Raw genomic sequence first — 26,896 nt, forward strand, 5'->3', positions numbered from 1 at the left:
ACCGCTATTTCCAGCCAGTCCGCCGTCTCCAAAAACCTCGCCGCCGTCCTTGTCCGTATAGCACGCCAGATTGGCAGCAATCCACGCCAGGCCCGGCTTGAGCGGACGCGGCGCAGCACCCAGAATGGAATCTTCGAAGCCCCACCCGATTCAACCCGACCTTTCAACCCGACTTTTCAACCGGAATACATCATGACCCTCAACATCGGCGACGTCGCCATTCCCGACAGCAAGCTGGCCCGCGAAATTACCGAAGCCGTGCGCGACACCGTGTCGCCGCTGCTGTTCCATCATTCCAGCCGCGTGTTCTATTTCGCCGCATTGGCCGGGCGCCGGCGCGGCCTCAGATTCGACCCGGAACTGCTGTACTGCGGCTGCATGTTCCACGACATGGGCCTGAGCCACAAGCACAGCAGCGCCTGCGAGCGCTTCGAAGTCGACGGCGCCAACGCCGCGCGCGACTTCCTCGACAGCCGCGGCATCGCGCAAGGCGACATCGACACCGTGTGGAATGCCATCGCGCTGCACACCACGCCCGGCATCCCGCAGCACATGCACCCGGTGGTGGCGCTGGTAACGGCCGGCGTGGAGATGGATGTGCTGGGCATGAAGTACGAGGAATACAGCGATGCCGAACGCGAAGCGGTGGTGCTGGCGCACCCGCGCGGCGGCAATTTCAAGGAAGACATCATCCAGACTTTCTACAACGGCATCCGCCACAAACCCGCCACCACCTTCGGCAACGTCAAGGGCGACGTGATCGCCGACAAGGAGCCGGCGTTCACCCCTGGCAACTTCTGCAGCGTGATCCGCAATTCGGCGTGGGTTGCCTGAGTCGACCTCAGTCGGCAGTCGCGGGCAGCGCCGCGACGATGCTGCGGAAAGCCGCCACCGTCAGCGCCTCGTCCTGCTCGTTGCCATGGTCGCTGAGCTTGACGATGACGGTGTCGCTGACCGGATCGATGTAAACATACTGGCCGTGGATGCCGATCGCGGTGTAGTCGCGCGGCGCACTGCCGCCATCGCGGGCGGCGGGCTGGCGCGGTAACCACCAGCCACGGCCATAGGCGAAATCGGCATCGGCGGCGCCGACTTCCGGCGGCCGTTGCATCCACGCCGCAGGCAACACCTGGACATTGCCGGCACGGCCCTGGCGCAAATGCAGCAAGCCGTAGCGGGCGAAATCGACAGCGCGCGCATTGACGCAGCAAAAGCTTTTTTCCACGCTGTGCTTCTTGTTGTCGACGCTCCAGCCGGCGCCGTAGGCCGCGCCCATCGGCTGCCACAGCTTGCGCTCCAGGTAGCGCGTGAGCGGCTCGCCGGTAGCCGCCGACAGCACCATGCCGAGCAGCAGGTAATCGACGCTGCGGTAGGCGAAACCCTGCCCCGGCGTAAATGCGGTTTTGTCCAGCCCGCGCATGAAACGATTCAGGTCGGTGGTGATGTACATGAAGGCGATCTGTGAAAACGCACTGTCGTACTTCTCTTCGACGCGGATGCCGGAATGCATGTTGAGCAGGTCGTCGACGGTGACCGCCGCAAATTTCTCCGGCAAATCCGGCAGGTACTTGCGCACCGGATCGGACAGCGCCGCAATCTTGCCCTCGGCCAGCGCCACGCCAACCAGGTCCGACAGCATCGACTTGGCAACCGAATACGACGGGAACACCGTGGCGCGTTGCCCACCCTGCGGATAGTGCTCATAGACCAGGCGGCCGTGCTGCACCACCAGCATGGCATTGGTGTGAGTCTCGCGGAGGAAGTCGGCAAAGCCGATACGCCCGCCGTCGCGCCACGCCACTTCCGGCGCCAGCGCGATCTTGCGTTCCTCGAACACGGCCGGCACCGCGGCGGCCGCCACCGGCGCGCCGTCGAAATATTCCCAACTGCGCGACGGCGGCTGCCAGTCCAGCGCCAGCCCGATCAACGCCGGCGGCGACGGCAAGCGCGCCACGCCGGTGGCGGCGTAGGACAAGGCGATCAGGACCAGGGCGGCGCCGATGATGCGGGTGGTTCTGGTGACGCCGGTGGTACGGATGGTGCGGGTGGTGCGATTCATCGGCTTATGGAGCGGGATAGCGCTTGTTTTGTTGAACTCATTATTGTACTTGCCCGGTACCCGTCAACTCAGGCGATGCCGCCCGACGCAACGCAGAAGGAAAACCTCGTGGATGCGCGCGACGGCGGCAACCCCGGCCAGCAATTCCGCAAAAAACGACGTCAGGCGGCGTTCGTGTAATTCGCGATGGCGCGTCGCGCATTTGTCAGGGCGGCGTCCAGCTCCGCTGCCTTGACCGTACAGTCGGAAGCCGACGCCGCGCCCGACAGCAGCCCTTCCAGTTCGCCGGCCAGGCGCTGTACGTCGATCACCGCCAGCGTGCCGGCGCTGCCGCGCAGCTTGTGGGCCAGGGTTTTGGCCTGCGCCAGTTCGCCGGCGTGGATATGCGCCAGGATCTCGCTGCCGGTCTTGCCGTATTGCTCGGCGAATTTGCCGAGGAACTTGCGATAGATGTCTGCGCTGCCCCAGGCTTCCAGGCCGACGGCGACGTCGATGCCGGACATATCCTGCGCCGGCAAGCTGGCCGTGCCCGCTGATCCCGCTGATCCCACCGATCCTGTGCTTGCCATGCCGACGGCGGCGCTCGGGAACACGGTCGTGACCGTCGTCGACGCATACTCTGCCGGTGCTTTGCGGCGTCGTTCCAGTTCATCCGCCGACAGATGCGCGATATGCTGGCGCACCACCGAGATGATCTGCTCGACGTTGTAAGGCTTGGACAGGAAACCGTTCATGCCGGCCGCCATCGCCGCTTCCTGCTGCGCCTTGAAGGCGCCTGCGGTCAGCGCGATCACCGGCAGCTCGCGCAGTCCCAAGGTGTCGCGGATTTCATGCGTAGCAGTGTAGCCATCCATGACCGGCATCTGGATGTCCATCAACACCAGGTCGACGCCCTGCGGACGTTCGCGCAGCCAGTCGACCGCCTCCTGGCCGTCGGCGGCGGCGAACACTTCGGCGCCGTCGGCTTCGAGGATGCGCTTGGCGACTTCGCGGTTGATCTCGCTGTCGTCGACCACCAGCACGCGCACGCCGGTGATGCGGTCGTCGCGCCCGGCGGGCGCTTGCGGCGCCGCTTCGTTGCCGTCGCGGACCTTGGCTTCGCTGCGATGCTGGCGCACGTGGATGATGGTGTTGTACAAGGTCGATGGCGTCACCGGTTTGGTGATCACGGCATCGACCAGTTCGGCGTCGGGCGCATTGACCACTTCGTCGCGCGCATACGCCGTGACCATGATCACGATGGGCGGCTGTCCTTGCGGCGATGATGCTTCGCGAATCGCCCTGGCCGCCGCCAGCCCGTCCATGCCGGGCATCTTCCAGTCGAGCAGGTAGATGTCGTAGTAAAGATTGTGGCGCAGCCGCGTCATGGTTTTGGAAACTGCATCCTGGCCCGACTCCACCACGTCGACCTGCCAGCCCATCGACTTGATGGTGTCCGACAGCATGGCGCGCGCGGTGGCGTTGTCGTCGGCCACCAGCACGCACAGCGGACCGTCCGCCGGCAACTGGGCGGCAGCCGGCGGCAGCGCCTGGAACGGCAGCATGAACCAGAACTGGCTGCCCTGGCCCGGCTCGCTGGCGACGCCGATCTCGCCGTTCATCAATTGCACCAGATGGCGGCAGATGGTCAGGCCGAGGCCGGTGCCGCCGTAGCGGCGCGTGGTCGAGGTGTCTTCCTGCGTGAAAGCCTGGAAGATGTCCTGCTGGCGTTCCGGCGGAATGCCGATGCCGCTGTCGGTGACGGCGAAGCGCAGCATCACCCTGTCGCCGATTTCGCTGACGACGGCGACATGGATGCTGATCTCGCCGTGCGCGGTGAACTTGATGGCGTTGCTGGTGAGATTGGTGAGGATCTGTTCCAGCCGCAGCGCGTCGCCGTACAAATATTCGACGCCGACGTCGTTGAAGCCGACCACCAGTTCGACGTCCTTGTCGCCGATGCCGGGCGCGGTGACGTTGACGACATTTTCCAGCACCGTGCTGAGGCGGAACGGCACGTGCTCGACCTCCAGCCGGCCGGCCTCGATCTTGGACACGTCGAGGATGTCGTTGATGATGCCCAGCAGCGAATGGCCGGCGACGATGATTTTGCGCACCAGGTCGCGCTGGTCGGATTGCAGTACGGTTTTTTCAAGCAGGTAGGTCAGCCCGAGCACGGCGTTCATCGGTGTGCGGATCTCGTGGCTCATGTTGGACAGGAAGCTGCTCTTGGCGCGCGTGGCCGACTCCGACTTGGTCAGGGCCAGTTCGAGGTTGCTGTTGGTGTCGCGCAGCGTGCGGGTCTGCTGTTCGACCAGGCCTTCGAGATGCTGGCGGTACTGGTTCAGTTCTTTCTCCAGGCGCTTGTGGTTGGTGATGTCGCGCGCAATGTAGGAGATGCCGGCGATCTTCTTGTCGCCGTCGAGGATGGGCGAGACCGTTACTGAAATGTCGAGCAGGCGGCCGTCCTTGTGCCAGCGCACGGTTTCGAAATTGGCGACGGTCTTGCCTTCCATGATCTGGTCGGTGATGTGGCGCGCCTCGCTGTTGCGCTCCGGCGGCACCAGGATGTAGGCCGACTGGTTGAGCACTTCACGCGACAGGTAGCCGAACAGTTTTTCGGCCGCCGGGTTCCAGCTGTTGATGACATCGTCGAGACCGGTGCCGATGATGGCGTCTTCCGACGACGCGACGATCGAGGACAGAATGGAACGGGTTTCCTGATGCTGCAGCAAGTCGGCTACGCGTTTTTCGCTGGCGCTCAGTTCGGCTTCAGCCTTGAGGCGGTCGTGCACGGCAGCCTCGCGGCGGTGGCGGTTGCTTGCCAGTTGCCAGCTCAGCATGGCCAGCGCCAGCAGAATCAGGCCGACAAACAAGCATAGCCGCAACAGGATGCTGTAGTTGTCGACCTGCACGCGTTTCTCGGGCAGGTAGAGCACGACGGTCCAGGGCGATTGCTGGTGCAGGCCGTAACGGCCGGTGCTGGCGTCGAGGGCGACGCGCTGCCATGACCAGATGCCCTGCTCGGACATGGTGCCGGAGGCCTGCGCGGCGATGGCTTTCCACACGTTGGGATGGCGCTTGGCGAGGGTCTCTTCGCGCTTGAACATGAAGGCCCACTCATCAGCCGAATTGGTGCTGTACAGCCAGTAGCCGTCGCCGTTGAGCAGCATGGCGCGATTGGCGCCGCGCTCCACCTGGTTGGAAAAGCGATCCAGCAGCGGCGCCATCAGCACGTTGATGATGATGATGCCGCCCGGCTTGCCGTCTGCGGAAGCGACCGCCATGGCGAGCCGCACTGTGGGCTTGTGCGGCACTTCAATCCTGCCGTTCTCGACGTTCAGATCCATCGGCGACACCAGCATCTCGCCGCGCTGCAAGGCCATCGTATCGGTGAAATACGGCCGGTCCTTCTTGTTTTGCAGCGTCGGTGCAGACGCCGGCACGGGCCCCCTGCTGGTCATGTTGACGCGCACTTTCTCGATGCCGTCCTGGTCGATCCAGCGCACCTGGTCGTAGTAGGGATTGCGCAGCATCAGCGTGGAAAAATTCTGCGCCATCTGCGCCAGGTTGGCCTTATTGGGATCGTTGATGGCATGCGCGACCGGCGCTTCGCCGGTGAGGATGCTGAGATGACGCAGCGGTGCGTCGAGGTCGTTGGTCAGCGAGGCGACGCCGAGCGAGACGCGTTCGCGCTGCTCCAGTTGCAGCCGCCGCATTTCGGCGCCGATGCGGTTGTAATGAAGGAAACCGGCGGCCACCAGCACCAGCGCCGCGAGGGGCAGAAATTGCGCCAGAAAGTAATGCTGGTTTCCCTTCGTTCTGCGCATGCATTCTCCTGATGGAAACACTGGCCCGGAATCCGACGGCGATGGCGCCGCCCGTGTTCTTGTTCTGCTCCGGTGTGAAGGCCATTATGCCCCATGAACTTTCGAGGTGGCAATTTGGCGTGCAAGGTGAGTTACGCGTCCCCGTTGCCGGGGAGTTACGCCTCGTATCGAATTCAATCCCGTCGGAGCCGGCTTGATTTCCGGCAACTTGTCCGGCGACTCGTTTTGGCGCTCATTTGGGTACTCATTTGGGTAAATTTGCGGCGGAGAAACGATGCGCCAGTTCGTGCTCGCGGAAGGACGTGGTGATGAAGTCGACAAAGACGCGCGTCTTGCCCGGCAGCAGTTTCTGACTGGCGAAATAGAGCGAAAGCGGACCCACATCACAGTACCAGCCCGGCAGCAACTGCACCAGTGTGCCGCTCTCCAGATGCGGCAAGGCGTGCGGCACCGCCATCAGGCCGATACCCATGCCCAGCAGGACGGCATGGCACATGGCGCTCGGATCGTCGAGCACGATCACCGGATTTTGTACGGCGGCCATTTCGGCGCCCGCGCCATTGCGCATGATCAAAGTGCGCACGCGACTGGTTGACGGCGAGCGCATGGCGACGCAGGGAAACGCTCCCAATCCGGCCGGATCCCTGGGCCTGCGCTTGCCGCGCATGAAGGACGGCGAGGCCACCGCGACGATCTGCAACCGCGCCAGTTCACGCGCCACCATGCCGAGCGGCAAGTCAAAGCCGCCGCCGATGGCCGCATCGAAACCGCCGGCAATCAGATCCTGGGGACGGTTGTCCAGCGACCAGTCGGGCGTCACCGCCGGATAGCGCTCAAGAAAAGCCGGCATCAGCGGCAGCACATATTCCACGCCGAACGCCTGCGATGTGTTCAGTTTGAGCACGCCGGCCGGTTGCCCGGCATTGACGGTGATGTCGGCAATCGCGCCCTGGATGCTGTCCAGCCCGTCCTGCACCGACTGCAGGAAACGCTCGCCGGCTTCGCTCAGCGTCAGTCCGCGCGTGCTGCGCTGAAACAATCGCACGCCGAGGTTGCGCTCCAGCTGCGCGACGTTGCGGCTCACCGCCGCCGGCGTCAACGCCAGCCGTCGCGCCGCCGAAGAGAAGCTGCCGGTCTCGGCGCTGCGGACGAATGACTCAAGGTTGGCGAGGGTTTCCATGACTTTCACTTTCAAGTATTACTTGAAAGTGATTCTATCCGATCATGACTAACGATAGAGGAATGAAAAGCCTAGAGTGGAACTCGGCAAATCTTGTTTTTCAACCCTCTTGAAAGGAAACATCATGAACATCGCCATCATCGGCGCCGGCGCCATCGGCACAGCCATCGCCCGCCAACTCGCCCGCAACGGCATCGCCGCGTCCATCGCCAACAGCCGCGGCCCGCAATCACTGCAGGCGTTGACCGACGAACTCGGTCCGCATATCAAAGCAGTCAGCGTCAGGGAAGCGGCGCAAGCCGACCTGGTCTTCGTCGCCGTGAACTGGAGCCGCATCCCCGATGCGCTCAAGGACGCCGGTCCATGGAACAAGCGCATTCTGATCGACGCCAACAACGCCATCGACGGCGCCACGTTCAAGGCGGTTGACCTGGGCGGCCGCGCTTCCAGCGAAGTGGTGGCGGAATTTGCACCCGGTGCGCGCGTGGTCAAGTCATTCAATCATTTGCTGGCCGCCGTGCTCGCCGGCGATCCGCAAGCCGAAGGCGGTCGCCGCGTGCTGTTCCTGTCGGGCGACGATGCCGACGCCAAGAAGACGGTCAGCGATCTGATCACGCGCCTGGGCTTTGCGTCCATCGATCTGGGCGGCGTAAACGAAGGCCGGGCAGCGCAATTCCCCGGCGGTCCGTTGCCGGCGCTGAACCTGGTGAAGTTTGGTTAATGTCCGGTCAAAAGGGCGACGCACCTGCATGCACGTGGCCGATGCCGGCCGCCTCATCCTCGATCTGGAACAGGTCCGAGAACTCGCAGCATTCCTGCGCCAACATCAGGATCGATGAGATGAAGTTGCTCTTGCGTTCACCGCGGTAAAGCGCAACGTAGGGGATTTCCGGCAAGGCGGGCGTGGTTTCGACCACCTCACACGCTCTTGACCTTGCCCATTGTCGGATTTGCGCGCCCATTAATCCATCCTCACGATAACTAATTAGTAGACGTCCTTTTCGGACGCCTTGCAGTCAGACAACCTGCCATCCTGCCGTCGGAAAACTCCTTGATCGTTGCGATCTGAGGAATCGTTTTCCGGTGGCGATTTTCCGCTGTTCTTTCCTCGGCTCTTTATTGAACTTTCGTTGTCGGCGCGCGGCCCAATCCTCTGCTTCCAGCCAATTTTCGATGAGACCATCATGAGAGAAAACCAGCAAGAGCAAGAAGACTTCCCCGGCATCGACCGCCGGAGCGATACCCACGACAACGCACCTCACTCCTCCCCAACCGTTGTCGAAAACGCAAATCCGCCTGCGAGCCCGAACGGCGTCCCGCATCTGACGCGCCGGTCCTTCCTGATGTGGGCCGGTTCCAGCGGCGCGCTGGGCGCCTTGCCGGCAACCGCGCCGGCGGCCCCGGTCGCAGCGTCCGCACCAGGCGGCACGGTGGACGACTCAATGGTGACGGTGCGCCTGACCGTCAACGACATTACCCAGGAAGCCACAGTCGACGTGCGCACCAGCCTGCTCGACTACCTGCGCGAAAATCTCCAGCTCACCGGCACCAAGAAAGGCTGCGACCACGGCCAGTGCGGCGCTTGTACGGTGCATGTCAACGGCCGTCGCGTGAATTCCTGCCTGAGCCTGGTGGCGATGCACGAGGGCGACAGCGTGACCACCATCGAAGGACTCGGCACGCCGGATCGTCTGCATCCATTGCAGGCCGCCTTCGTCGCCCATGACGGTTTGCAATGCGGGTATTGCACGGCGGGCCAGATCATGTCGGCGGCGGCGCTGCTGACCGAGCCGTGCGGGCGCGCCGATGCCGACGTCAAGGAAGCCATGAGCGGCAACATCTGCCGCTGCGGCGCCTATTCCAACATCGTCGCCGCCATCCGTCAGGTGCGCGACGCCGGCTGATCACTCGCCATATCCTCCAGGAGTCGCCATGCACACCTTCCAGATGCTGCGCGCACAAAGTCCCGACGAGGCCGTGCGCCTTGCCGCGGCCGCGCTGGAAACAACGCCGCAGCCGATCCGCTTCCTGGCCGGCGGCACCACGCTGGTCGATCTCATGAAGCTGGACGTCGAGCAGCCGCAACAAGTCATCGACATCAATCGCCTGCCGCTGAACCAGATCGAACAGACCGCCGACGGCGGCCTCAAAATCGGCGCACTGGTGCGCAACAGCGACCTCGCCAATCATCCATTGATCGTGCAGCGTTATCCGATGCTCAGCCAGGCGCTGTTGTCGGGCGCGTCGGCGCAGCTGCGCAATATGGCCACCACCGGCGGCAACCTGCTGCAACGCACGCGCTGCGTCTACTTCCGCGACACCGCCACGGCCTGTAACAAGCGCCAGCCCGGCAGCGGCTGCGCGGCGCAGGAGGGCTTCCACCGCAACCTGGCGATCCTCGGCACCAGCGAGCAATGCATCGCGTCCAATCCGTCCGACATGAACGTCGCGCTGGCGGCTTTGGAGGCGATCATTCACGTGCAGGGCGCAAACGGTGCGCGCATCGTTCCGATCAATGAATTCCATCTGCTGCCGGGCAGCACGCCGCAGCGCGAGACCGTGCTGGCGCCGGGCGAACTGGTGACGCATGTCGCGCTGCGGCCGCCGCTTGCCAACGCCGGATCGACTTATCTCAAGCTGCGCGATCGCGCTTCGTATGAATTCGCATTGGCCTCGGCGGCGGTGCAACTGAGCGTGGACGGCGGTCGCATTTCGCGGGCGCGCGTCGCGCTCGGCGGCGTCGGCGCCAAACCGTGGCGTTCTTTCGAAGCCGAAGCGGTGTTGCAGGATGCCGCGCCGACGGTCGACGTATTTGCCCGCGCCGCAGCAGAAGCCGTGCGCGATGCGCGTCCGTTGCGCGACAACGTCTTCAAGGTCGATCTGATCCAGCGCTGCCTGGTGCAAGCCTTGCGCACCGCCGCTGCCCCGGACGCCAATAAAAGGAGCGCATGATGCCATCTCCCGTCCAGCCCCGGAACCCCTCGCTTCAGACCGGCGTCGGCGCAGCGCTGCCGCGCATCGACGGTCCGCTCAAGGTCACCGGCCGCGCGCGCTATACCTCCGATCGTCGCTATCCCGACATGCTGATCGCGGTGCCGGTATGCGCCACCATCGCACACGGCGACATCCGCGCCATCGACACCGCGACGGCGGCCAGGATGCCCGGCGTGCGCATGATTTATACACATGAAAACATCGGCCGCTTCTTCCGCATCAATCCGTCCTCCGGCGTCAAGACCGACGAGAAGCGTCCGCCGTTGGAAGACGCGACGGTGCGCTATTACGGTCAGTACGTTGCGCTGGTGCTGGCCGATACCTTCGAGCAGGCGACTGCCGCCGCAGCGGCGGTGCGCGTCGACTATCGCAAGGAAGCGCATGACGTGCGCAAGGAGCTTGCCGCCGAGGGCAAACCCAAAGTCGACAGCGAGCGCGGCAGTCCCGATGCGGCATTTGCCAACGCTGCGGTGCGCATCGACCAGACCTACACCACGCCGGTGGAGACGCACAATCCCATCGAACTGCATGCCTCGGTGGCGTTGTACGACAGCCTGGCGCAATCGTTCACGCTGTACGAAACCTCGCAGGCCATCGTCAACCATCGCGGCGTGATGAGCCAGATGCTGGGCGTGCCGCCGGAAAACATGCGCATCATCACCGAATACCTGGGCTCCGGTTTCGGCGGCAAACTGTGGCCGTGGGGACACAGCCTGCTGGCGGCGCAGGCGGCGCGCAACCTGCGCCGCCCGGTCAAGCTGGTGGTGTCGCGCGACATGATGTTTCACAACGTCGGCCACCGCGCCAATACCCAGCAACGCGTGCGCCTGTCGGCCACGGCGGGCGGCAAGCTGACCTCGCTGCAGCAGGACTATTTGTTCCAAGTGGCGCAGGTCGACGCCAGCGTCGAACATTGCGGCGAAGCCACCGCCTATCTGTACGGCACCGACAACCTGCGCGTCACCGGCGCACCGGTCAAACGCCACATCGCACCGAACACTTCGATGCGCGGCCCGGGAGCGGTGCCCGGCCTGTTCGCCACCGAGTCGGCAATGGACGAGCTGGCGATTGCGCTCAACATCGATCCGGTGCAACTGCGCCTGCTCAACGAACCGGCCGCCGACCAGAGCATCAACGCGCCGTTTTCTTCCCGCCATCTGCGCGAAGCTTTACAGACCGGCGCCGAGCGTTTCGGCTGGGAGCGCCGCAATCCGGCCGTGGGCAGCATGCAGCAAGACGGCGAAATCCTCGGCTGGGGCATGGCGGCATGCTCATGGATGGCCAAGCGGGTCGGCGCGGAAGCGTCGGTGACGCTGGGCAGCGACGGCAACGCGCGCGTATCGTCGGCTGTGCAGGACCTCGGCACCGGCACCTATACCGTGGTGTCGCAGATGGTGGCCGAAACCACCGGCATTCCGATGTCCAACATCATCGTTGCGATCGGCGACACCAAGCTGCCGCCGGGACCGATGTCGGGCGGTTCAATGGCCACTGCGTCGATGGTGCCGGCCGTGCTGCAGGCCGCACGCGCAGCCATGCAGCAGGCGGTCGCGGTGGCGGCGGAGCATCCGTCTTCGCCCTTGCGCGGAACCCGTGCAGAAGAACTGAGCTTCTCAGGCGGCCGCATCCACCGCCGCAGTCAGTCGCCGCAAAGCGGCGTGGCGTTTGCCGAGGTGTTGCGCGCGGCGCAATTGAGCGGCGTCGAAGGCAAGGGCAAATCCGGCGCCAGCAGCAGCGATCCGGGCGCCGACAAGATTTCCATCCACTCCTACGGCGCGCATTTCGTCGAGGTGCGCTGGCAACCGGACATCGCGCGCCTGCGCGTGAGCCGCGTGGTGACGGTGATCGACGCCGGCCGCATCATCAATCCGCGCACCGGGCGCAACCAGATCGAGGGCGCGGTGGTGATGGGGCTGGGCATGGCGCTGTTTGAAGAAACCCGCTACGACCAGCGCAACGGCAAGCCGGTGAATAATAACCTCGCCGATTACGTGATGGCGACCAATGCCGATTCGCCCGACATGGACGTGGTGTTCCTCGACTATCCGGACAAGGCGCTCGACGAACTCGGCGCGCGCGGCATCGGCGAGATCGGCATCGCCGGCCTGGCCCCGGCCGTGACGGCGGCGGTGTATCACGCCACCGGCGTGCGCGTGCGCGATTTGCCGGTGAAGATCGAGGATCTGTTGAAGGCGCCGTTCCGCTATCGCGCGTAAGCCTGAAGTCGCCGCAGTAAATTTGCGCTACATTGTGCGTTCCCAATTCATTGCAAGGAACGTCCATGTCCATCCAGATCAAGCGCGACCAGTCGCTCGCCATGCGCCACATCGTCCACGTGCGCAACCACGTGATTTCGGTCGATGGCGCGGTGGAAGAAGGCGGCGTCGATGCCGGTCCCAATCCGCATGACCTGTACGACGCCGCGCTCGGCGCCTGCAAGGCGCTGACGCTGGTGTGGTACGCCAAGCGCAAGAACATCCCGGTGGAAGACATCCGGATCAGCATCGACCGCGACAACAGCGAAGAACGCCAGGGCGTCTATCGCCTGTCCGCATCCATCAGCCTGAGCGGCGATCTCAGCGAAGCGCAGCGTCAGGAATTGCTGGCCGTGGCCGAGAAATGCCCGGTGCAGAAACTCATGACCAGCGTCAGGACGGAAGTCACCACCACGCTGGCCTGAACCATCCGCCCAGGCGATCAGGCGCCATCGCTGCACAACTCCCGCACCAACCCGCGCAGCCATTTATGCACCGGGTCGGCGTGGCGGCGCGGATGCCAGCTTTGCGACACTTCCACTTCCGGCGTCGCCAGCGGCAGGCGAAAAATATGCAGCCGCAGATGCTGCATGGCCCAGCGCGCGAACAGTTCCGGCGCAGCGGCGACCATGTCGGACGACGCCGCCATCACCATCGCCGATTGAAATCCCGGCGCCACCAGCCGGACCTTGCGTTGCAGTCCGCGCGCTTCCAGCGCATCGTCAATCGGACCGCTGTTGTGGCCGTGGCGCGAGGCCGAGATGTGCGGCCAGGCGGTGAAGTTGGCGAGACTGATTTTCTTGCGCGCCAGCGGATGATCGGCGCGCACCACGCCGACGAACGGCGTGCGGAACAACAGCTGCGTGTGCAGCTCTTCCGAGGTGTCGTCACCTTCATGCAAAGCACCCACTTCCAGATCGATGAGGCCGTCGCGCAGGCCGGCCACGTGCTTGTCGGCGCGCGGTAAGAATCGCAGTGAAATGCCGGGCGCTTCCTGCGCCACGCGTTGTGCCAGTCTGGCCGCCCAGGCGCCGGCAAAGCCGTCATTGGTGCGCAATACCATCGTGCGTTCCACCGTCGACAGATCGACCTGATCGGTCATGAAGACCTTGCGCATTTCCTGCGCCAGGGCATCCACCTTGTCGCGCAATTCCAGCGCGCGCTGGGTCGGCACCAGGCCGCGTCCGGCCGGGACGAACAAGGGGTCGCCGACGGCATTGCGCAGGTTGGCCAGGCGGCGGCTCATGGCCGGCGCGCTTAAATGCAGTCGCTTGGCCGCGCCGACCACGCTGCCTTCGCGCAGCAAGGCTTCCAGGTCGAGCACCATGTTGAAGTCGAGAACGCGCATGAGGAATTGCTCCCGTAAAAAGTGAATGATGCCGGACTGAATGGCGCCGGGTTATTGCTGCATCGGTTGCACTGATGAACTGCAACAATATCACTTTATGCATGCATGGAAAACGCGCACGATGGTGCAACACTTCAAGGAGCCATCATGCCGAATCGTACTTCCGCGCTGGCCGCGCCTGCGCAAAACACCTCTGCTGCCGCATCCGGCGCACTTGCAAAGAGCGGCGGCAAGTTCTACCTGCTGCCCTTGCTGGCCGTCTGCATCTGGTCCGGCAACACCATCGTCACCAAGGCCGCGTCGACGGCGATCGAGCCGGCCGCCATCGCTTTCTATCGCTGGGTGCTGGCAGTGCTGGTGATGACGCCCTTCCTCGGCCGCGCAGCATGGCGGCAGCGCGCGGCGATTGCCGCCGACTGGAACTGGGCGCGCCTGCTGCTGCTCGGCGCGCTGGGCATGGCCATGTACCAGGGACTGGCGTATGAGGCGGCGCACAGCACCTCGGCCGTCAACATGGGCGTGACGGTGGCGCTGATGCCGCTGATTTCGGCATGCCTGAGCAGCATGCTGTCGGGCGAGCGGCTGTCGACGGCGCGCATCGCAGGCGGCCTGGTGTCGCTGCTGGGTCTGATCGTGCTGAGCACGCATGGCGCGCCGGGCAAACTGTTCAGCGGCGGCCTGCACACCGGCGACGCGCTGATGCTGATCGCGGTGGCCTCCAATGCGCTCTACGGCGTGTTGCTGAAACGCTGGTCGCTGCCGTTGACGACGTGGACGCAGCTGTATGTACAGGCCATGTTCGGCAGCCTGATCCTGTTGCCGTTCTGGCTGGCGGCGCCGGCTTCGCCGCTGACCGCGCAGAACCTGCCGATGGTGTTGTATGCCGGCCTGCTGGCGTCGATCGGCGCACCGTTCCTGTGGATGAACGCCATCAAGCATCTGGGCGCACCGCGCAGCGCCTTGTTCGCCAACCTGCTGCCGTTGCTGGTGGCGCTGGCGGCATGGGCGCTGCTGGGCGAACAGCTGCACGCCTATCATGCGCTGGCCGGTGCGCTGGTGCTGGCGGGAGTCATCTGGGGCCAGCGCAGCGCGCGCTGACCTCAAGCAGAGGTCGGGAAGAAGACCGATCGGCCTGCGCGGGCGTGCACATCGGGGATGACGAGGACGACGGCCTGGCGCGGCCCTGATCATCCCGGCTTTCCTCGCAGTCGGTTGTTTAGCAACACGCGGCATTGCCAAACAGACAACCTCCGTGGTTTGTGCCTACACTGGCAGACAGCAGGGATCATTCGTCCCCGTCACGTCCATGGAAGGAGCCCATCTTGGACCGCTCTCGCGCCATCGTCATCGCCACCGTGCTCGTCATCGTTTCCATCGCCGCCCCGCTGGGCAGCATGATGTATCTGGCCTGGACCCGCGCCGTCAACGAGGAGCAGGCCCGCCTCGAACTGTTCGCCCGGCGCGCCATACAGCGCGCCAATATCTCGTTGCGCGAGATCCGCTCCGCGCTCTACGCGGTCGAACCGCTCAACCTGCTGCCCTGCTCGTCCGACCACATCGCTCGCATGCGCCGCCTCACCGTCAACACGCGCACGGTCGACGAAATCGGCTACTTCGAAAACGGCCTGCTCAAATGCACTTCCTGGGGCCTGGTGAACGAGCGCGTCGAACAGACGCCGGCCGACTTCGTCACCGAAGACGGCCTCGAAGTCACGCTGCGCATGCAGCCGCTGATCACGCAGGGCAACGCCATGATGGCGCTGCAATACCGCTCGCACAACGTACTGACCGTGCCGTCACGGTTCTCCGACGTGATCCTCGACCCCGGCATGCGCCTGGCCGTCGCCACCGGCAGCGGTCACATCCTGGGCGACCTCAATGCGCCTGACCCTGATGTGGTGCGCCGCGTGGTCGCCAATCCGGCCAACGGCATCGACGACGAACGCCTGATCGCGGTCGCGCGCGGCGACAACATGGTCGCGGTGGCGATGGAGCCGCGCAGCTTCCTGTTTGAACGCATGCGTGAAGAAGAACTGCGGCTGGTGCCCATTGGCGTGCTGCTCAGCGTGCTGATGGTCGGCCTGGTGATGTGGAGCCTGCGGCGGCGGCTGTCGCCGCTGGGAGAACTGGAAATCGCCGTGAAGAAACGCGAATTCATCGTCCACTACCAACCCATCATCGAGCTGGCCGGCGGCAACTGCGTCGGCGCCGAGGCGCTGGTGCGCTGGCTGCGTCCGGACGGCAGCCTGGTGCAGCCCGACCTGTTCATTCCGCTGGCCGAAGACAGCGGCCTGATCATGGCGATCACCGACCAGGTCATCGACGAGGTCATGGAAGATCTCGGCGAATTGTTGATCAACGACCGCAGCGTGCACATCGCCATCAACATCGGCGCCGACGACATCCGCAGCGGCCGCGTCATCGACGTGCTGCAGCACGCGCTTGCGCGCAGCGGCGTCGAAGCGCAGCAGATCTGGCTGGAAGCCACCGAACGCGGCTTCATCAACGTGCTGCCGGCGCGCCTCACGCTGGGCAATGCCCGCGCGCTCGGCCACGCCGTGGTGATCGACGATTTCGGCACCGGCTATTCCAGCCTGTCGCACCTGCAGAGCCTGCCGCTGGACGCGCTCAAGATCGACAAATCCTTCATCGACACCATCGGCACCGACTCCGCCATTAGCAGCGTCACGCCACACATCATCGGCATGGCGCGCACGCTATTCCTCAAGATCATTGCCGAAGGCGTGGAGACCGAGGCCCAGGCCGACTACCTGCGCCGGCAAAAAGTCGATTACGCGCAGGGCTGGCTGTATGCGATGCCGATGCCGGCGACGGCTTTCATCGCCTATCACCGGCAGAACCGAAGTGCGCAGGAGGTGATGGCGCAGGCGGCGCAGAATGACCGGGTTGCTCCATCTGCCCGCGCGTGATCAGCGGCGGAATTTTTATTCACGCCGTCGATTTTCCCCTCTGAAATTCAGGTTTTCAATCTGAGCTTCGCCAGCAACGGCGCTCCGAACAGGTTCACGATCAGCCCCACCATCAGCAAGGCGCCGCCGATCAGGTGCACCGCCTGCAGCGCTTCGCCGAAAGCCAGCCAGCCGGTAGTCAGGCCGACCAGCGGCACCAGCAGCGTGAACGGCGCGATGCGGTTGACGGCGTAGCGCGACATCAGGAAATTCCACACCGCGTAGCCGAACAATGTCGAGGCCCAGGCGATGTAGGCCACCGCGGCAAACGATTGCAGGCTGAAATGCTGCAGCGCCGAGCCGATGGCGGCCGGTCCTTCGATCAGCCACGACAGCAGCAACAGCGGCAGCGGCGGCACCAGGCTGGCCCACACCACGAACGCCACCTGGTTGATCGGGCCGTGGCGGCCGACCGCCCGGCTGACGATATTGCCGCATGCCCACATGGCCGCCGCTGCAATCGTCAGCAGGAAACCGTTGAGCGGCATGTTCGCGCCGTGCGCGCTGCCGATCAATATCAGCCCGGCAGCGGCCAGCGCGAGGCCGGCCAGCTGGTTGGCCTGCCATTTTTCGCGCAGCCAGAGCACCGTCAGCAACAAGGTGAAAAAGGACTGCGACTGCAGCACCAGCGAAGCCAGTCCAGAGGGCATGCCGACGTGAATGGCGCTGAACAGGAAGGCGAACTGGCCGACCGACATGGTCAGTCCGAACGCCAGGTAAAGACGCAGCGGCAGCTTCGGCGGGCGCACGAACAGCAGCGCCGGGAACGCCGCCAGCAGGAAGCGCAAGGTCCCCAGCAACAGCGGCGGCACGCCGTTCAGGCCGACCTTGATGATGGCGAAGTTGACGCCCCAGACCAGGATGACCAGCAGGACGAGCGCGACGTGGGCGGGACGCATGGGTTGAGCGAGCATGGCTTGATGACCTGTGAGTTGAGCTTTGATGAGCGGTGACAGCCGGACATTTTATCGCTTGGCGGCGATAAGGATCGCCATCACGGCATCGCGGCCGATGCCGTCATGGCCTTCGCCGGACAAGCGGCGGACCGAATCCGCCATGCGCGCGACGGCTCAGGATTTTTCGTCGGCCGGGCGCAACATGCCGGGATAGTTGCGCGCGATCCAGAGGTAGATGCCGCTGACCAGAACCGCGATGGCGAGCAGGTCGAGCAGCGCCCAGATGATCTTCAGCGGCAGGCCGCCGTAGTCGCCGAAATGCAGCGGCCGCGACAGCTCCAGCGCCTTGAGGTACCACGGCAGCGTCGAGGTCGAGACGATCCTGCCGCTGCAGGCGTCGAGCAGGATCGGCGTGAACATGCGCGAGGTCAGCGGCGTGTTCCCCACCGTCCATAAGGTGTAATGCTGCGCGCTGCCGAAGCGCGCGCCGGGAAACACCACGCTGCTGATGCGCTTGTCGGGCAAGGCGCGGCGCGCAGCAGCAACAATAGCGTCGACCGACAGCGTGCTTGAGCACTGCGGTTCTTTCGGGTCTTTCGCCGCTTGTGCCGCCTGCGCCAATAAGCGCGGCATCTCTTGCGCGCTCCACAAACCGAACAAGGGCTTGGACAAGGTATTGATGAAACCGGTGAGTCCGACCGCGCACATCCATGCCAGCACGGCGACGCCGATCAGGTTGTGCAGGTCGAGCCAGCGCAAGCGTCTGCCGCGCGCGAACCGTACTGCACCGAAATCCAGCTTGCGCATGTACGGCCCGTACAGCACCACGCCCGACACCAGCGCCGCCAGGAATAGCAAACCCACCACGCCCAGCAGTAAATCGCCCGTCAGGCCGATGAAGAGATTCTGGTGCAGCTGCAGCATCACGTGCATGAAGCCGTGCAGCGCCGGCGTCTCGCTGAGCAGCGCCGCCGTGCGGGTGTCGTAGATCAGCACATGGCCTTGCGCCGCTGTGGCGTCGGCGCTCGCCGCCATGTTCAGCGACAGCCGGCGCGGCTCTTCCTTGTCCCATACCATGAAGCGCAAGTGCTGGCCCGGATAGCGTGCATGCGCGGCCGCGATGATGCGGTCGAGGCTGGCGTCGGGCGTACCCGCTGCGACCGCCGAAATCGCCACCTCGGGATCGAAGACGGCGTCGATCTCGTCGCCGAAAATCAGCGGCAGCCCGGTCAGGCACAGCAACAGCAGGAACACCGTGCTGACCAGGCTGGTCCACTTGTGCACGCGATACCAGGTCGTCATCGGAATGCCGCCCACCTCAGCGCTCCGTCATCACCATTGGTAGCGCGCGGTGGCCAGCACGGTGCGGGTCGCGCCCCAGTAGCACAGGAAGCCGTTGCTGCAATAGGCCAGGTATTCCTTGTTGAACAGGTTGGCCGCGTTGAGCGCGAATTTCCAGTGCTGGTCGTAGTCGTAATGAATCGCCGCATCGAACAGGGTGCGACCGCCGACGGTCGTCAGGTTGTCGGCCGTGCCGTAGCTGCTGCCGACATAGCGCACGCCGCCGGCGAAGCCGAGCTTGTCGAGCGAACCGCCGTGGATGGTGTAGTCCAGCCATGCCGACGCCATCTGGCCCGGTTGCGCCACCGGACGCTTGCCCCTGGTGGCGGTATTCGACCGGGTGATGTCCTGCACCATCTTGTTGATCGAGGCGATCGCCTTGAGGTTCTCGGTGAGGTTGGCGTGGGCTTCGAATTCGATGCCGCGCGAACGAATCTCGCCGGTCTGGACCGAGCGCGTCGGGAACACCGGATCCGGCGTCAGCACGTTTTGCTGGCGCAGGTCGTAGACCGCCAGCGTGAACAGCGCGTCCGTGTTCTTCGGCTGGAATTTCACACCCGCTTCATATTGCTTGCCGGTGGTCGGCACGAATGGCGCTGCGCCGGTATTGCTGCCGATGGTCGGCTGGAACGATTTGGCGTAGCTGACGTACGGCGCCAGGCCGGAGTCGAACTGATACGTCAGGCCGCCGCGCCAGGTGAAGGCGCTGTCGTTCTGGCGCGCTACGGTGGTGACGGCGCCGGTGCGCTGGACGTCGTTGCTGGTGGTCCAGTCCTTGCGGCCGCCCAGTTGCAGCGACCAGTTGCCGAGCTTGACCTGGTCTTGCAGGTAGGCGCCGACCTGGGTCAGCGAATAGTCTTCGAAGGTGGTGATCTGCGCGGTGCTCAGCGCGGCGAAATTCGGATTGTAGATGTTGATGCTGCCGGTCACGGCGCCGCCGCGGTTGACGCCGCCGAGCGTGCGCTGGTAGTCGATGCCGACCAGCGTGGTGTGCGCCAGCGCGCCGGTGTTGAATTTGATCTGCGCCTGGTTGTCGACCGCAAAGTTGGTCAGGTGCTCGCGGTTGATGTTGGACCAGATCGGCACGGTGCGGTTGTCGGCCGCCAGCGGACCGGTGATCGAGGTCTGGTAGTAGTCGATGTCGTCATGCAGGTAGCGTACGTTCTGGCGCACCGTCAGCGCGTCGCTGAAGCGATGTTCGAAGATATAGGCCAGCGTGCCCTGGGTGCGCTCCATGTGGTCGCGCTGGGGATCGCCGAAATAGCTCTTCGACGAGATGCGGCCGTTCGGATTGATGCCCGAGGCGGCCGCCAGCGGCACCGGATTGAACAGCCCGCCGGCGGGATCGTGCTGCAGGCTGGTGAGGATGGTCAGCGTGGTGTCGGCGCCCGGCTTGATGGTGACCGAGGGCGCGATGGCGTAGCGCTCTTCGCGCACGTGGTCGGTCTGGGTGCCGGCGTAACGGCCGAGGCCGGTGACGCGATACAGCACCTTGCCGTCGGCGTCGACCGGACCGCCCATGTCGAAGCCGACCTGGTAGCGGTCATTGTTGCCGGCCTGGAAATCGATGCGATGGAAGGCTTCTTCGGTCGGTCGCTTGCTGACCATGTTGACCACGCCGCCCGGCGCGGCCTGGCCGTACAGTACCGATGCCGGACCGTGCAGCACTTCGACGCGGTCGAGCAGAGACGTGTCGATGCGCGGCGTGACGAACCAGGTCGCGGTCTTGACCAGTTTGAGGCCATCCAGGTAGGAGTCCAGGTCGAAGCCGCGCGCCGACAACTGGTCGAAGCGCAGGTCGTTGTCCTGCGAATACACGCCCGGCGTGTAGCGCAATGCCGCATCCAGTGTCTGCGCCGCCTGCGCATCCATCTGCTCGCGCGTGACGACCGAAATCGACTGCGGCGTTTCGACCAGCGGAGTATCGGTCTTGGTGCCGGCCAGGCTGCGTTTGGCGACATAGCCGTTGCCCGGACCGGTGGGCGAATCGGCGTCGCGCACGGCCGATACCGTGACCGCCGGCAACGCCGGCCCGCCTGCCGGCTCCGCGCTCTGCGCCTGGCTGATCAGCGGCGCGCCGAGGCACAGCGTCATCGTCGCAAGTTGAATTGCTGAGAAGCCGAAAACCATGTTCTGCCTGGACATACCTGTTCCCTATCGATGTGGATGTTGTTTTAACGACGATGCAGGAAAGGTTTCGGCATGGCTGCGCCGGCCAGCAGGCGGGAGCAGCGAAGATGGTCGAAAGAGAAGTCCGTGAGCAGAAAGCTGCCGCATCGGTCGATCAGGAAATTTGGCGGCGGCTACGTCTGCCCGTGTCGACTACGATATTTTATGGTGTCCGAAAATTTTTGTAATGCCAACAAAGTGCGCAAATACGCCATAATCTGGCTTGATTACACGATATTTAATCATTTTTTTGCAAAATGGACAAAATCTGGCGTAACACTTATGGCTCAGGCTACCGGCGCATGCCGCGTCCCGTGGTGGTCCGGGCCTTCGATTACCAGGACGGCTATCGCGAGATCTGGCACAGCCACGAGCAAGCCCAACTGGTCTATGCCACCAGCGGCGTGGTGCGCATCCTGACGCCGGCCGGCAGCTGGCTGTTGCCGCCCTCGCGCGCCATGTGGATCGTGCCGGGCGTCGATCACGAGCTGCATGCGGTGGGCGCGGTGGCGCTGCGCAGCGTCTACTTCGAACCGGACGCGGTGTCGTGGCTGAGCGCCGATTGCAGCATGATCGAAGTCTCCGGCCTGCTGCATGAGCTGATCGTCGGCATGCTGGGCGACCCGCTCGAATACGCGCCCGACAGCCGCGCCGCATTGATCGCGCCGCTGTTGCTGCGCGCCTTGCAGGATGCACCGGCCGCGCACGGCGGCCTGCTGCCCTTGCCCACCGACGCGCGGCTGCGGCAGATCTGCGAAAAGCTGATGCACGATCCCGGCAACAACAACACGCTGGAAGTCTGGGGCGAACAATTCGGCCTCAGCACGCGCACGCTGGCGCGCCACTTCCGCGACGAGACAGGACTCAGCTTCGGCCAGTGGCGCCAGCAGATGCGCGTGAGCGAGGCGGTGTACCGCCTGATCCTCAAGGAGCCGCTGGCGCGCGTCGCCGAGACGCTGGGCTACGCCTCGCAGTCGGCGTTCATCACCATGTTCCGCAAATCCATGGGCACCACGCCGCAACGTTATCTGACGTCGCTGGGATAAGTCGCCCGCCACTCAGTAACCTGGGGCGTTGCACATAACTTCGCATCGGCTCTCAAATCTATTCGTCTGTCTGATTTCAAAAATCAGAGTTTTCAAAAATAGCGTGCGCACGCAACTATTATTTGCAACTTAGTTGCATTACAATGCGACCGACACAATTCACAAACCTCTCCGTCACGTCGATCAGGCTTGTATTACCGCGCCAGCTGCTGCCGCCAGCCGCACGGGCCACGAACATGACGTCGGAAAAATCACCAACATCGTTCCCGGGGAAATCATCGTTCCATGAAAAATAACGCCATCCGCTTTGCGGTATTGAGCCTGATCGCCTGTGCGCAGACCAGTCACGCGCAAGCGCAATCCGCCTCCGCCACTGCTCCGGCCGGTTCCGCCAACCCGCCGTCCTCGGTGCTGCAAACCATCACCGTCACCGAAGGCAGCGACAAGGAACAATATCGCCAGTCACGCAGCAGCAGCGCCACGCGCACCGATACTCCCTTGCAGGAACTGCCGCAGTCGGTGCAGGTGGTGTCGCGCCAATTGATGGACGACCTGCACGCCACCCGCCTGGACGACGTGCTGCCATACGTCAGCGGCGTCGCGCGCCAGAACAATTTCGGCGGACTGTGGGACAACTATTCGGTGCGCGGTTTTTCCGGCAATGAAAACGGCGGCTTGAATATCCTGTGGAACGGCTTCGCCTCCAATCGCGGCTACTCACCGCCGCGCGACGTCGCCAACGTGGAGCGCATCGATTTCCTGAAAGGCCCTTCGGCCGCGCTGTACGGCAGCAGCGAGCCCGGCGGCACGCTCAACGTCGTGACCAAGAAGCCGCAGTTCAAGGCCGCCAACGCTCTCGACCTGTCGATCGGCAGCAATGACTTTTATCGTAGCGCGATCGACTCGACCGGCGCGCTCAGCAACAACGCGGCCTACCGCCTCAATGCCGCCGCCGAGAGCAAGGGCGGCAGCCGCGACAACGTGCGCAGCAAACGGGAATTCGTGGCGCCGGCATTCACCTGGCTGCTCGGCAACCACACCACGCTCAACTACGAGGCCGAGTTCTTGCGCCAGATCGCGCCGATGGATCGCGGCATCGTCGCCGTCAACGGCCGTCTCGATGCACTGCCGGCGTCGCGCTTCCTCGGCGAGCCGAACGACGGCAATCTCAAGATGGACAACCAGAACCATCAGCTCACGCTGGAGCACCAGATCAGCGAGCAATGGCATCTGCGCACCGGCGTGTTCCACAAGCAAGGCACGCTGGACGGCTACTCGACCGAAGCCTCGTCGCTGCGCGCCGACAATGCCACGCTGTGGCGCCAGCGCCGCTATCGCGATTTCTCGTGGCACGACACGTCGCTGCAGGCGGAGATCGGCGGCAAGTTCGATACCGGCGGCATCGGCCACGAGATCCTGACCGGCGTCGAAGCCGACCGCATGACGCTCGACCAGCGCCTGCTGCGCATCAACCCGAGCGCCGGCGCACCGTATGCGATCGACGTCAATAATCCGGTCTACGGTCAGCCCCAGCCGACGCCGCCGGCCAACACCGACACCGCCGAACGCCAGACCAGCACGGCGCTGTTCCTGCAAGACCAGATCAGCCTGGCGCAACGCTGGCGCTTGCTGGCGGGCGTGCGCTTCGACAGCTTCCGCTCGACGCTGGACAACCGTCGCCTTGGCACCAGCGCGCGCCAGGACAAGAGCGCCAGCTCGCCGCGCCTTGGCCTGACTTACCTGGCGACGCCATCGGTGTCGCTGTACGCCAGCATCGGCAAGTCGTTCCGTCCGAACAGCGGCAGCGATGCCGGCGGCAATGCCTTCAGCCCGGAGACCGCGCGCGCCGCCGAAGCCGGCCTTAAATACGAGAGCAGCGACCAGCTGGCCGGCGCCACGCTGGCAGTGTTCAACATCACCAAGCGCAATGTGCTGACGGTCGATCCGGCCAACACTTCCTACAGCATCGCCGCCGGCGAAGTACGCAGCCGCGGCGTCGAACTCGATTTCAACGGCAAGTTCGCGCGACACTGGCGCGTCACCGGCAACCTGGCCTACACCGACGCCGCCGTGACCAGGGACAACACGCTGGCGGTCGGCGCACGCCTGATCAACGTGCCGCGCACCTCGGGCAGCGTGCTGGCGGTATATGAAGACGTCGACGTGCGCGGCGGCGCCTATGGCGTGGGCGGCGGCGCCAGCTATGTCGGCGCACGCACCGGCGATGCCGGAAGCAGCTTCATGCTGCCGGCTTACGTGACGGCGAAGGCGCTGGCTTACTGGCAATTCACGCCATCCATGCGCTTGTCGCTGGATGTCGCCAACCTGTTCAACAAGCGCTACTACGCCAGTTCCTACAGCAACGTCTGGATTGCGCCCGGCGACGCACGCGCGGCCATGCTCGGCCTGAACATCAGGTTCTGAACATGATCCGACGCCAACCCCTCCGCTGATGTGCCCGGAATCTCTTCCTGAGATTCGCCCGGGCTTTACACCAGACCACCATTGGCGCGCAGCGTCTGGCCGTTGACCCAACCATCCGGCGCAGCCAGATACGTCACTGCCTTGGCGATGTCTTCCGGCGTACCCAGGCGTTCCAGCGGCGCAGCCTTGGACATGCGCTCGACGACGTCCGGGGTCTTGCCGTTCAGGAACAGCGCGGTCGCGGTCGGTCCCGGTGCGACGGCGTTGACGGTGATCTGCTTGCCGCGCAATTCCTTGGCGAAGATGTTGGTCATCACTTCGATGGCGCCCTTGGTGGCGGCGTACACCGCGTAGCCGGGCAGCGCCAGGCCGATCACGCTGGTCGAAAAATTGACGATGCGGCCGCCTTGTTGCAGGTGGGCGGCGGCGGCGCGCATCGTGTTGAAACTGCCCTTGAGGTTGACCGCGATCAGGCGGTCGAAGGTGGCGTCGTCGGTATCGGCCAGCATCGGCAGATTCGGCGGCATGATGCCGGCATTGTTGATCAACACGTCGACGCGACCGAAGGCGGCGACGGTTTGTTCGAACAAGGCGTTGACGGCCTTCGGGTCGGCGACGTCAGCCTGTACGGCAATGGCTTTGCCCTGGCCTGCAACGATGGCGTCGACCACGGTGTGCGCCTCGGCAGCGCTGCCGGCGTAGTTGACGACCACGGCGTAGCCTTGCTTGCCAAGCTGTCTGGCGATTTCGGCGCCGATGCCGCGCGAGGCGCCGGTGACGATGGCGACTTGTTGTGCTGTAGCGGTGCTTGCTTGTTCCATGATGTGCTCCTGATGAATGGAATGGGGGATGAAGGGGTCGCGTAAGCCGGCGATGAGGTGCGTGTGTTGTGTCGCGTTTGCGCGTTCGCCAATCGATGAAGCTATTGTGGACCTTGGCCTGGATTGTATAAACAGGCTTGATCTGCTATCACTATTCGAAAAACGCCAATAATAGAGGCCCATTCCCCTGAAAAAAATCACATTGCCAATCCTCAATTCTGCTTATAAGATGTACGACAACATATAAGTATGAGGAGGCCGGCTACCCCACTCAGCCTGCCACCTCAGGAGACAGCCTCACCACTCTTTGCGACATGCCGCACCGGCATTTCCCGTCGCAGCGCATGCCTATATGGACCAAACCCGATTTCTTCGCCTGCTGCGGACGTGCTCCGCCGGTCGGCGGCGTCGGAATTCCACCCCAATCTGGAGACAACGATGAATCAAGAAGACAAGAAAAAACCCTCTGGTTTCAACATAACTCGTCGTACAACATTGCTCGGCGGCCTGGCAATGGCCACCACTGCCCTGACCGCCAAAGCCCAGAGTTTCGACTTCAAGGCCAGCCAGCGCTATCCCGATCCCAACGTGCAGGTGCTGGACAACAGCTTCCTCAAATACCGGCTGTACAGCTCGACGGTCGAGCAGCTGGCCACCGGTTTCCGTTGGGTCGAGGGGCCGGTCTGGTTCGGCGACGGCCGCTATCTGCTGTTCAGCGACATCCCCAACAACCGCATCATGCGCTGGGATGAAGTCACCGGGACGACCTCGGTATTCCGCAACCCGGCCAACTTCACCAACGGCCTGGCGCGCGATCGCCAGGGCCGCCTGATCGCCTGCGAGCATCTGACCCGCCGCATCACGCGCACCGAATACGACGGCCGCATCACGGTGCTGGCCGACAATTACAACGGCAAGCGCTTCAACTCGCCCAACGACATCATCTGCAAATCGGACGGTTCGATCTGGTTCACCGATCCGCCGTTCGGCATCGCCGGCGAATGGGAAGGCGACAAGCAAGCCTCGGAACTGCCGCACGCGGTGTATCGCATCGACGGCCAGAGCGGCAAGCTGAGCCTGATCACCGACGCACTGGCCGGCCCCAACGGCCTGGCCTTCTCGCCCGATGAAAAAGTCATCTACATCGTCGAGTCGCGCGCCACGCCGAACCGCCTGATCTGGGCCTATCAGCTGACGGATAACGGGACCAAACTCGGTTCTCGCACGCTGGCGGTCGACGCCGCCGGTCCGGGCGCGATCGACGGCTTCAAGGTCGACGTCGACGGCAACCTGTGGTGCGGCTGGGGCAGCAACGGCGCACTCGACGCCAAACCGGCCGAGCTCGACGGCGTGCGCGTGTTCACGCCGCAAGGCAAGGCCATCGGCCACATCCACCTGCCGGAACGCTGCCCGAACCTGGTGTTCGGCGGAGCAAAGAAGAACCGCCTGTTCATGGCCAGCAGCCATTCGCTGTATGCGGTGTATGTCGATACGCGCGGCGCGGTGTAGGTCTGAACCCAAGCCAGCTATCGCCGCTTGTGCTGCGCCGCCTGATCGATTGATCGGGTGGCGCCTCTTTCTTTTT

20 protein-coding genes are annotated in these 26,896 nt (G+C 64.1%); 11 read left to right on the forward strand and 9 right to left on the reverse strand.

Translation table 11 applies throughout. From position 1 onward, the window contains the following. Window positions 1–192: 192 nt before the first annotated feature. A complete protein-coding gene (locus DXT88_RS22975) occupies window positions 193–834 on the forward strand; it encodes an HD domain-containing protein (protein ID WP_265216178.1) in 642 nt (213 codons plus the stop codon). Window positions 835–841: 7 nt separating this feature from the next. On the opposite strand, the gene DXT88_RS22980 is transcribed toward DXT88_RS22975, so the two are convergent. From DXT88_RS22980 to DXT88_RS22990, 3 genes are all read right to left on the reverse strand, one after another. Then, a complete protein-coding gene (locus DXT88_RS22980; protein WP_265216179.1) occupies window positions 842–2,059 on the reverse strand; it encodes a serine hydrolase domain-containing protein in 1,218 nt (405 codons plus the stop codon). A gap of 161 nt (window positions 2,060–2,220) precedes the next feature. Beyond that, window positions 2,221–5,868: a response regulator gene (locus DXT88_RS22985; protein WP_265216180.1), complete on the reverse strand. Its 3,648-nt coding sequence runs from the start codon at window positions 5,866–5,868 to the stop codon at window positions 2,221–2,223. A gap of 244 nt (window positions 5,869–6,112) precedes the next feature. Continuing rightward, window positions 6,113–7,048 carry a LysR family transcriptional regulator gene (locus DXT88_RS22990; protein WP_265216181.1) on the reverse strand — a complete coding sequence of 312 codons (936 nt, stop codon included), beginning with the start codon at window positions 7,046–7,048 and terminating at the stop codon, window positions 6,113–6,115. 124 nt (window positions 7,049–7,172) lie between these two features. Here DXT88_RS22990 and DXT88_RS22995 point away from each other — a divergent pair, with 124 nt between their 5' ends. Further along, on the forward strand, window positions 7,173–7,769 hold the full coding sequence (locus tag DXT88_RS22995) for an NADPH-dependent F420 reductase (protein WP_016836130.1): 597 nt from the start codon (window positions 7,173–7,175) through the stop codon (window positions 7,767–7,769). A 7-nt stretch (window positions 7,770–7,776) separates the two neighbouring features. Here the strand turns inward: DXT88_RS22995 and DXT88_RS23000 are convergent, their stop codons facing one another. Next, window positions 7,777–7,965, reverse strand: coding sequence for a hypothetical protein (locus tag DXT88_RS23000; protein ID WP_265216183.1), 189 nt, complete (start codon window positions 7,963–7,965; stop codon window positions 7,777–7,779). Between the two features lie 426 nt (window positions 7,966–8,391). Here DXT88_RS23000 and DXT88_RS23005 point away from each other — a divergent pair, with 426 nt between their 5' ends. The 4 genes from DXT88_RS23005 to DXT88_RS23020 all read left to right on the forward strand — a co-directional run bounded on the left by DXT88_RS23005 (window position 8,392) and on the right by DXT88_RS23020 (window position 12,722). After that, window positions 8,392–8,952, forward strand: a complete 561-nt coding sequence (locus DXT88_RS23005) for a (2Fe-2S)-binding protein (RefSeq protein ID WP_407649395.1) — start codon at window positions 8,392–8,394, stop codon at window positions 8,950–8,952. Window positions 8,953–8,980: 28 nt separating this feature from the next. Next, a complete protein-coding gene (locus DXT88_RS23010; protein WP_265216184.1) occupies window positions 8,981–10,000 on the forward strand; it encodes an FAD binding domain-containing protein in 1,020 nt (339 codons plus the stop codon). After that, window positions 9,997–12,258, forward strand: coding sequence for a xanthine dehydrogenase family protein molybdopterin-binding subunit (locus tag DXT88_RS23015; RefSeq protein ID WP_265216185.1), 2,262 nt, complete (start codon window positions 9,997–9,999; stop codon window positions 12,256–12,258). The genes DXT88_RS23010 and DXT88_RS23015 overlap by 4 nt, the downstream gene beginning before the upstream one ends. A gap of 65 nt (window positions 12,259–12,323) precedes the next feature. After that, entirely contained in the window at window positions 12,324–12,722 is a 399-nt protein-coding gene (locus DXT88_RS23020; protein WP_265216186.1) for an OsmC family protein, read from the forward strand. 17 nt (window positions 12,723–12,739) lie between these two features. Here DXT88_RS23020 and DXT88_RS23025 read toward each other — a convergent pair whose 3' ends face one another. Then, window positions 12,740–13,645 carry a LysR family transcriptional regulator gene (locus DXT88_RS23025; RefSeq protein ID WP_265216187.1) on the reverse strand — a complete coding sequence of 302 codons (906 nt, stop codon included), beginning with the start codon at window positions 13,643–13,645 and terminating at the stop codon, window positions 12,740–12,742. Between the two features lie 147 nt (window positions 13,646–13,792). On the opposite strand from DXT88_RS23025, the gene DXT88_RS23030 reads away from it, so the two are divergent. Then, window positions 13,793–14,743 (forward strand): DMT family transporter, encoded by a 951-nt coding sequence (locus tag DXT88_RS23030; protein ID WP_265216188.1) that lies wholly within the window; start codon window positions 13,793–13,795, stop codon window positions 14,741–14,743. A 224-nt stretch (window positions 14,744–14,967) separates the two neighbouring features. Continuing rightward, window positions 14,968–16,575, forward strand: a complete 1,608-nt coding sequence (locus DXT88_RS23035) for an EAL domain-containing protein (RefSeq protein WP_265216189.1) — start codon at window positions 14,968–14,970, stop codon at window positions 16,573–16,575. Window positions 16,576–16,622: 47 nt separating this feature from the next. Here the strand turns inward: DXT88_RS23035 and DXT88_RS23040 are convergent, their stop codons facing one another. The 3 genes from DXT88_RS23040 to DXT88_RS23050 form a co-directional block, all read right to left on the reverse strand. Continuing rightward, complete coding sequence (locus tag DXT88_RS23040; protein WP_456152239.1) at window positions 16,623–17,513, reverse strand: EamA family transporter; 891 nt, start codon at window positions 17,511–17,513, stop codon at window positions 16,623–16,625. Between the two features lie 171 nt (window positions 17,514–17,684). Further along, window positions 17,685–18,827 carry a PepSY-associated TM helix domain-containing protein gene (locus DXT88_RS23045; RefSeq protein WP_265216191.1) on the reverse strand — a complete coding sequence of 381 codons (1,143 nt, stop codon included), beginning with the start codon at window positions 18,825–18,827 and terminating at the stop codon, window positions 17,685–17,687. A gap of 15 nt (window positions 18,828–18,842) precedes the next feature. Beyond that, on the reverse strand, window positions 18,843–20,996 hold the full coding sequence (locus DXT88_RS23050; RefSeq protein ID WP_265216192.1) for a TonB-dependent siderophore receptor: 2,154 nt from the start codon (window positions 20,994–20,996) through the stop codon (window positions 18,843–18,845). Between the two features lie 326 nt (window positions 20,997–21,322). Between DXT88_RS23050 and DXT88_RS23055 the strand changes: the two genes are divergently transcribed. Both DXT88_RS23055 and DXT88_RS23060 read left to right on the forward strand, forming a co-directional pair. Beyond that, window positions 21,323–22,066, forward strand: coding sequence for an AraC family transcriptional regulator (locus DXT88_RS23055; RefSeq protein ID WP_265216194.1), 744 nt, complete (start codon window positions 21,323–21,325; stop codon window positions 22,064–22,066). Window positions 22,067–22,351: 285 nt separating this feature from the next. After that, window positions 22,352–24,490: a TonB-dependent siderophore receptor gene (locus DXT88_RS23060; protein WP_265216195.1), complete on the forward strand. Its 2,139-nt coding sequence runs from the start codon at window positions 22,352–22,354 to the stop codon at window positions 24,488–24,490. Between the two features lie 65 nt (window positions 24,491–24,555). Here the strand turns inward: DXT88_RS23060 and DXT88_RS23065 are convergent, their stop codons facing one another. Beyond that, window positions 24,556–25,311, reverse strand: a complete 756-nt coding sequence (locus tag DXT88_RS23065) for an SDR family oxidoreductase (RefSeq protein ID WP_265216197.1) — start codon at window positions 25,309–25,311, stop codon at window positions 24,556–24,558. Between the two features lie 438 nt (window positions 25,312–25,749). Here DXT88_RS23065 and DXT88_RS23070 point away from each other — a divergent pair, with 438 nt between their 5' ends. Then, window positions 25,750–26,820 carry an SMP-30/gluconolactonase/LRE family protein gene (locus DXT88_RS23070; protein ID WP_265216198.1) on the forward strand — a complete coding sequence of 357 codons (1,071 nt, stop codon included), beginning with the start codon at window positions 25,750–25,752 and terminating at the stop codon, window positions 26,818–26,820. Window positions 26,821–26,896 lie beyond the last annotated feature (76 nt).

This window comes from Herbaspirillum lusitanum (genome assembly GCF_026127345.1).
GTDB classification, from domain to species: domain Bacteria; phylum Pseudomonadota; class Gammaproteobacteria; order Burkholderiales; family Burkholderiaceae_D; genus Herbaspirillum; species Herbaspirillum lusitanum.

What these genes read in the sequence shown, in the direction of transcription:
- DXT88_RS22980 (WP_265216179.1), bottom strand. Translation starts at nt 2,059, where the DNA reads ATGAATCGCACCACCCGCACCATCCGTACCACCGGCGTCACCAGAACC.
- DXT88_RS23005 (WP_407649395.1), top strand. Translation starts at nt 8,392, where the DNA reads ATGTGGGCCGGTTCCAGCGGCGCGCTGGGCGCCTTGCCGGCAACCGCG.
- DXT88_RS23020 (WP_265216186.1), top strand. Translation starts at nt 12,324, where the DNA reads ATGTCCATCCAGATCAAGCGCGACCAGTCGCTCGCCATGCGCCACATC.
- DXT88_RS23060 (WP_265216195.1), top strand. Translation starts at nt 22,352, where the DNA reads ATGAAAAATAACGCCATCCGCTTTGCGGTATTGAGCCTGATCGCCTGT.
- DXT88_RS23040 (WP_456152239.1), bottom strand. Translation starts at nt 17,513, where the DNA reads ATGCGTCCCGCCCACGTCGCGCTCGTCCTGCTGGTCATCCTGGTCTGG.
- DXT88_RS23025 (WP_265216187.1), bottom strand. Translation starts at nt 13,645, where the DNA reads ATGCGCGTTCTCGACTTCAACATGGTGCTCGACCTGGAAGCCTTGCTG.
- DXT88_RS23050 (WP_265216192.1), bottom strand. Translation starts at nt 20,996, where the DNA reads ATGTCCAGGCAGAACATGGTTTTCGGCTTCTCAGCAATTCAACTTGCG.
- DXT88_RS23010 (WP_265216184.1), top strand. Translation starts at nt 8,981, where the DNA reads ATGCACACCTTCCAGATGCTGCGCGCACAAAGTCCCGACGAGGCCGTG.
- DXT88_RS23030 (WP_265216188.1), top strand. Translation starts at nt 13,793, where the DNA reads ATGCCGAATCGTACTTCCGCGCTGGCCGCGCCTGCGCAAAACACCTCT.
- DXT88_RS23015 (WP_265216185.1), top strand. Translation starts at nt 9,997, where the DNA reads ATGATGCCATCTCCCGTCCAGCCCCGGAACCCCTCGCTTCAGACCGGC.
- DXT88_RS22995 (WP_016836130.1), top strand. Translation starts at nt 7,173, where the DNA reads ATGAACATCGCCATCATCGGCGCCGGCGCCATCGGCACAGCCATCGCC.
- DXT88_RS22990 (WP_265216181.1), bottom strand. Translation starts at nt 7,048, where the DNA reads ATGGAAACCCTCGCCAACCTTGAGTCATTCGTCCGCAGCGCCGAGACC.
- DXT88_RS22975 (WP_265216178.1), top strand. Translation starts at nt 193, where the DNA reads ATGACCCTCAACATCGGCGACGTCGCCATTCCCGACAGCAAGCTGGCC.
- DXT88_RS23065 (WP_265216197.1), bottom strand. Translation starts at nt 25,311, where the DNA reads ATGGAACAAGCAAGCACCGCTACAGCACAACAAGTCGCCATCGTCACC.
- DXT88_RS23070 (WP_265216198.1), top strand. Translation starts at nt 25,750, where the DNA reads ATGAATCAAGAAGACAAGAAAAAACCCTCTGGTTTCAACATAACTCGT.
- DXT88_RS23055 (WP_265216194.1), top strand. Translation starts at nt 21,323, where the DNA reads ATGCCGCGTCCCGTGGTGGTCCGGGCCTTCGATTACCAGGACGGCTAT.
- DXT88_RS22985 (WP_265216180.1), bottom strand. Translation starts at nt 5,868, where the DNA reads ATGCGCAGAACGAAGGGAAACCAGCATTACTTTCTGGCGCAATTTCTG.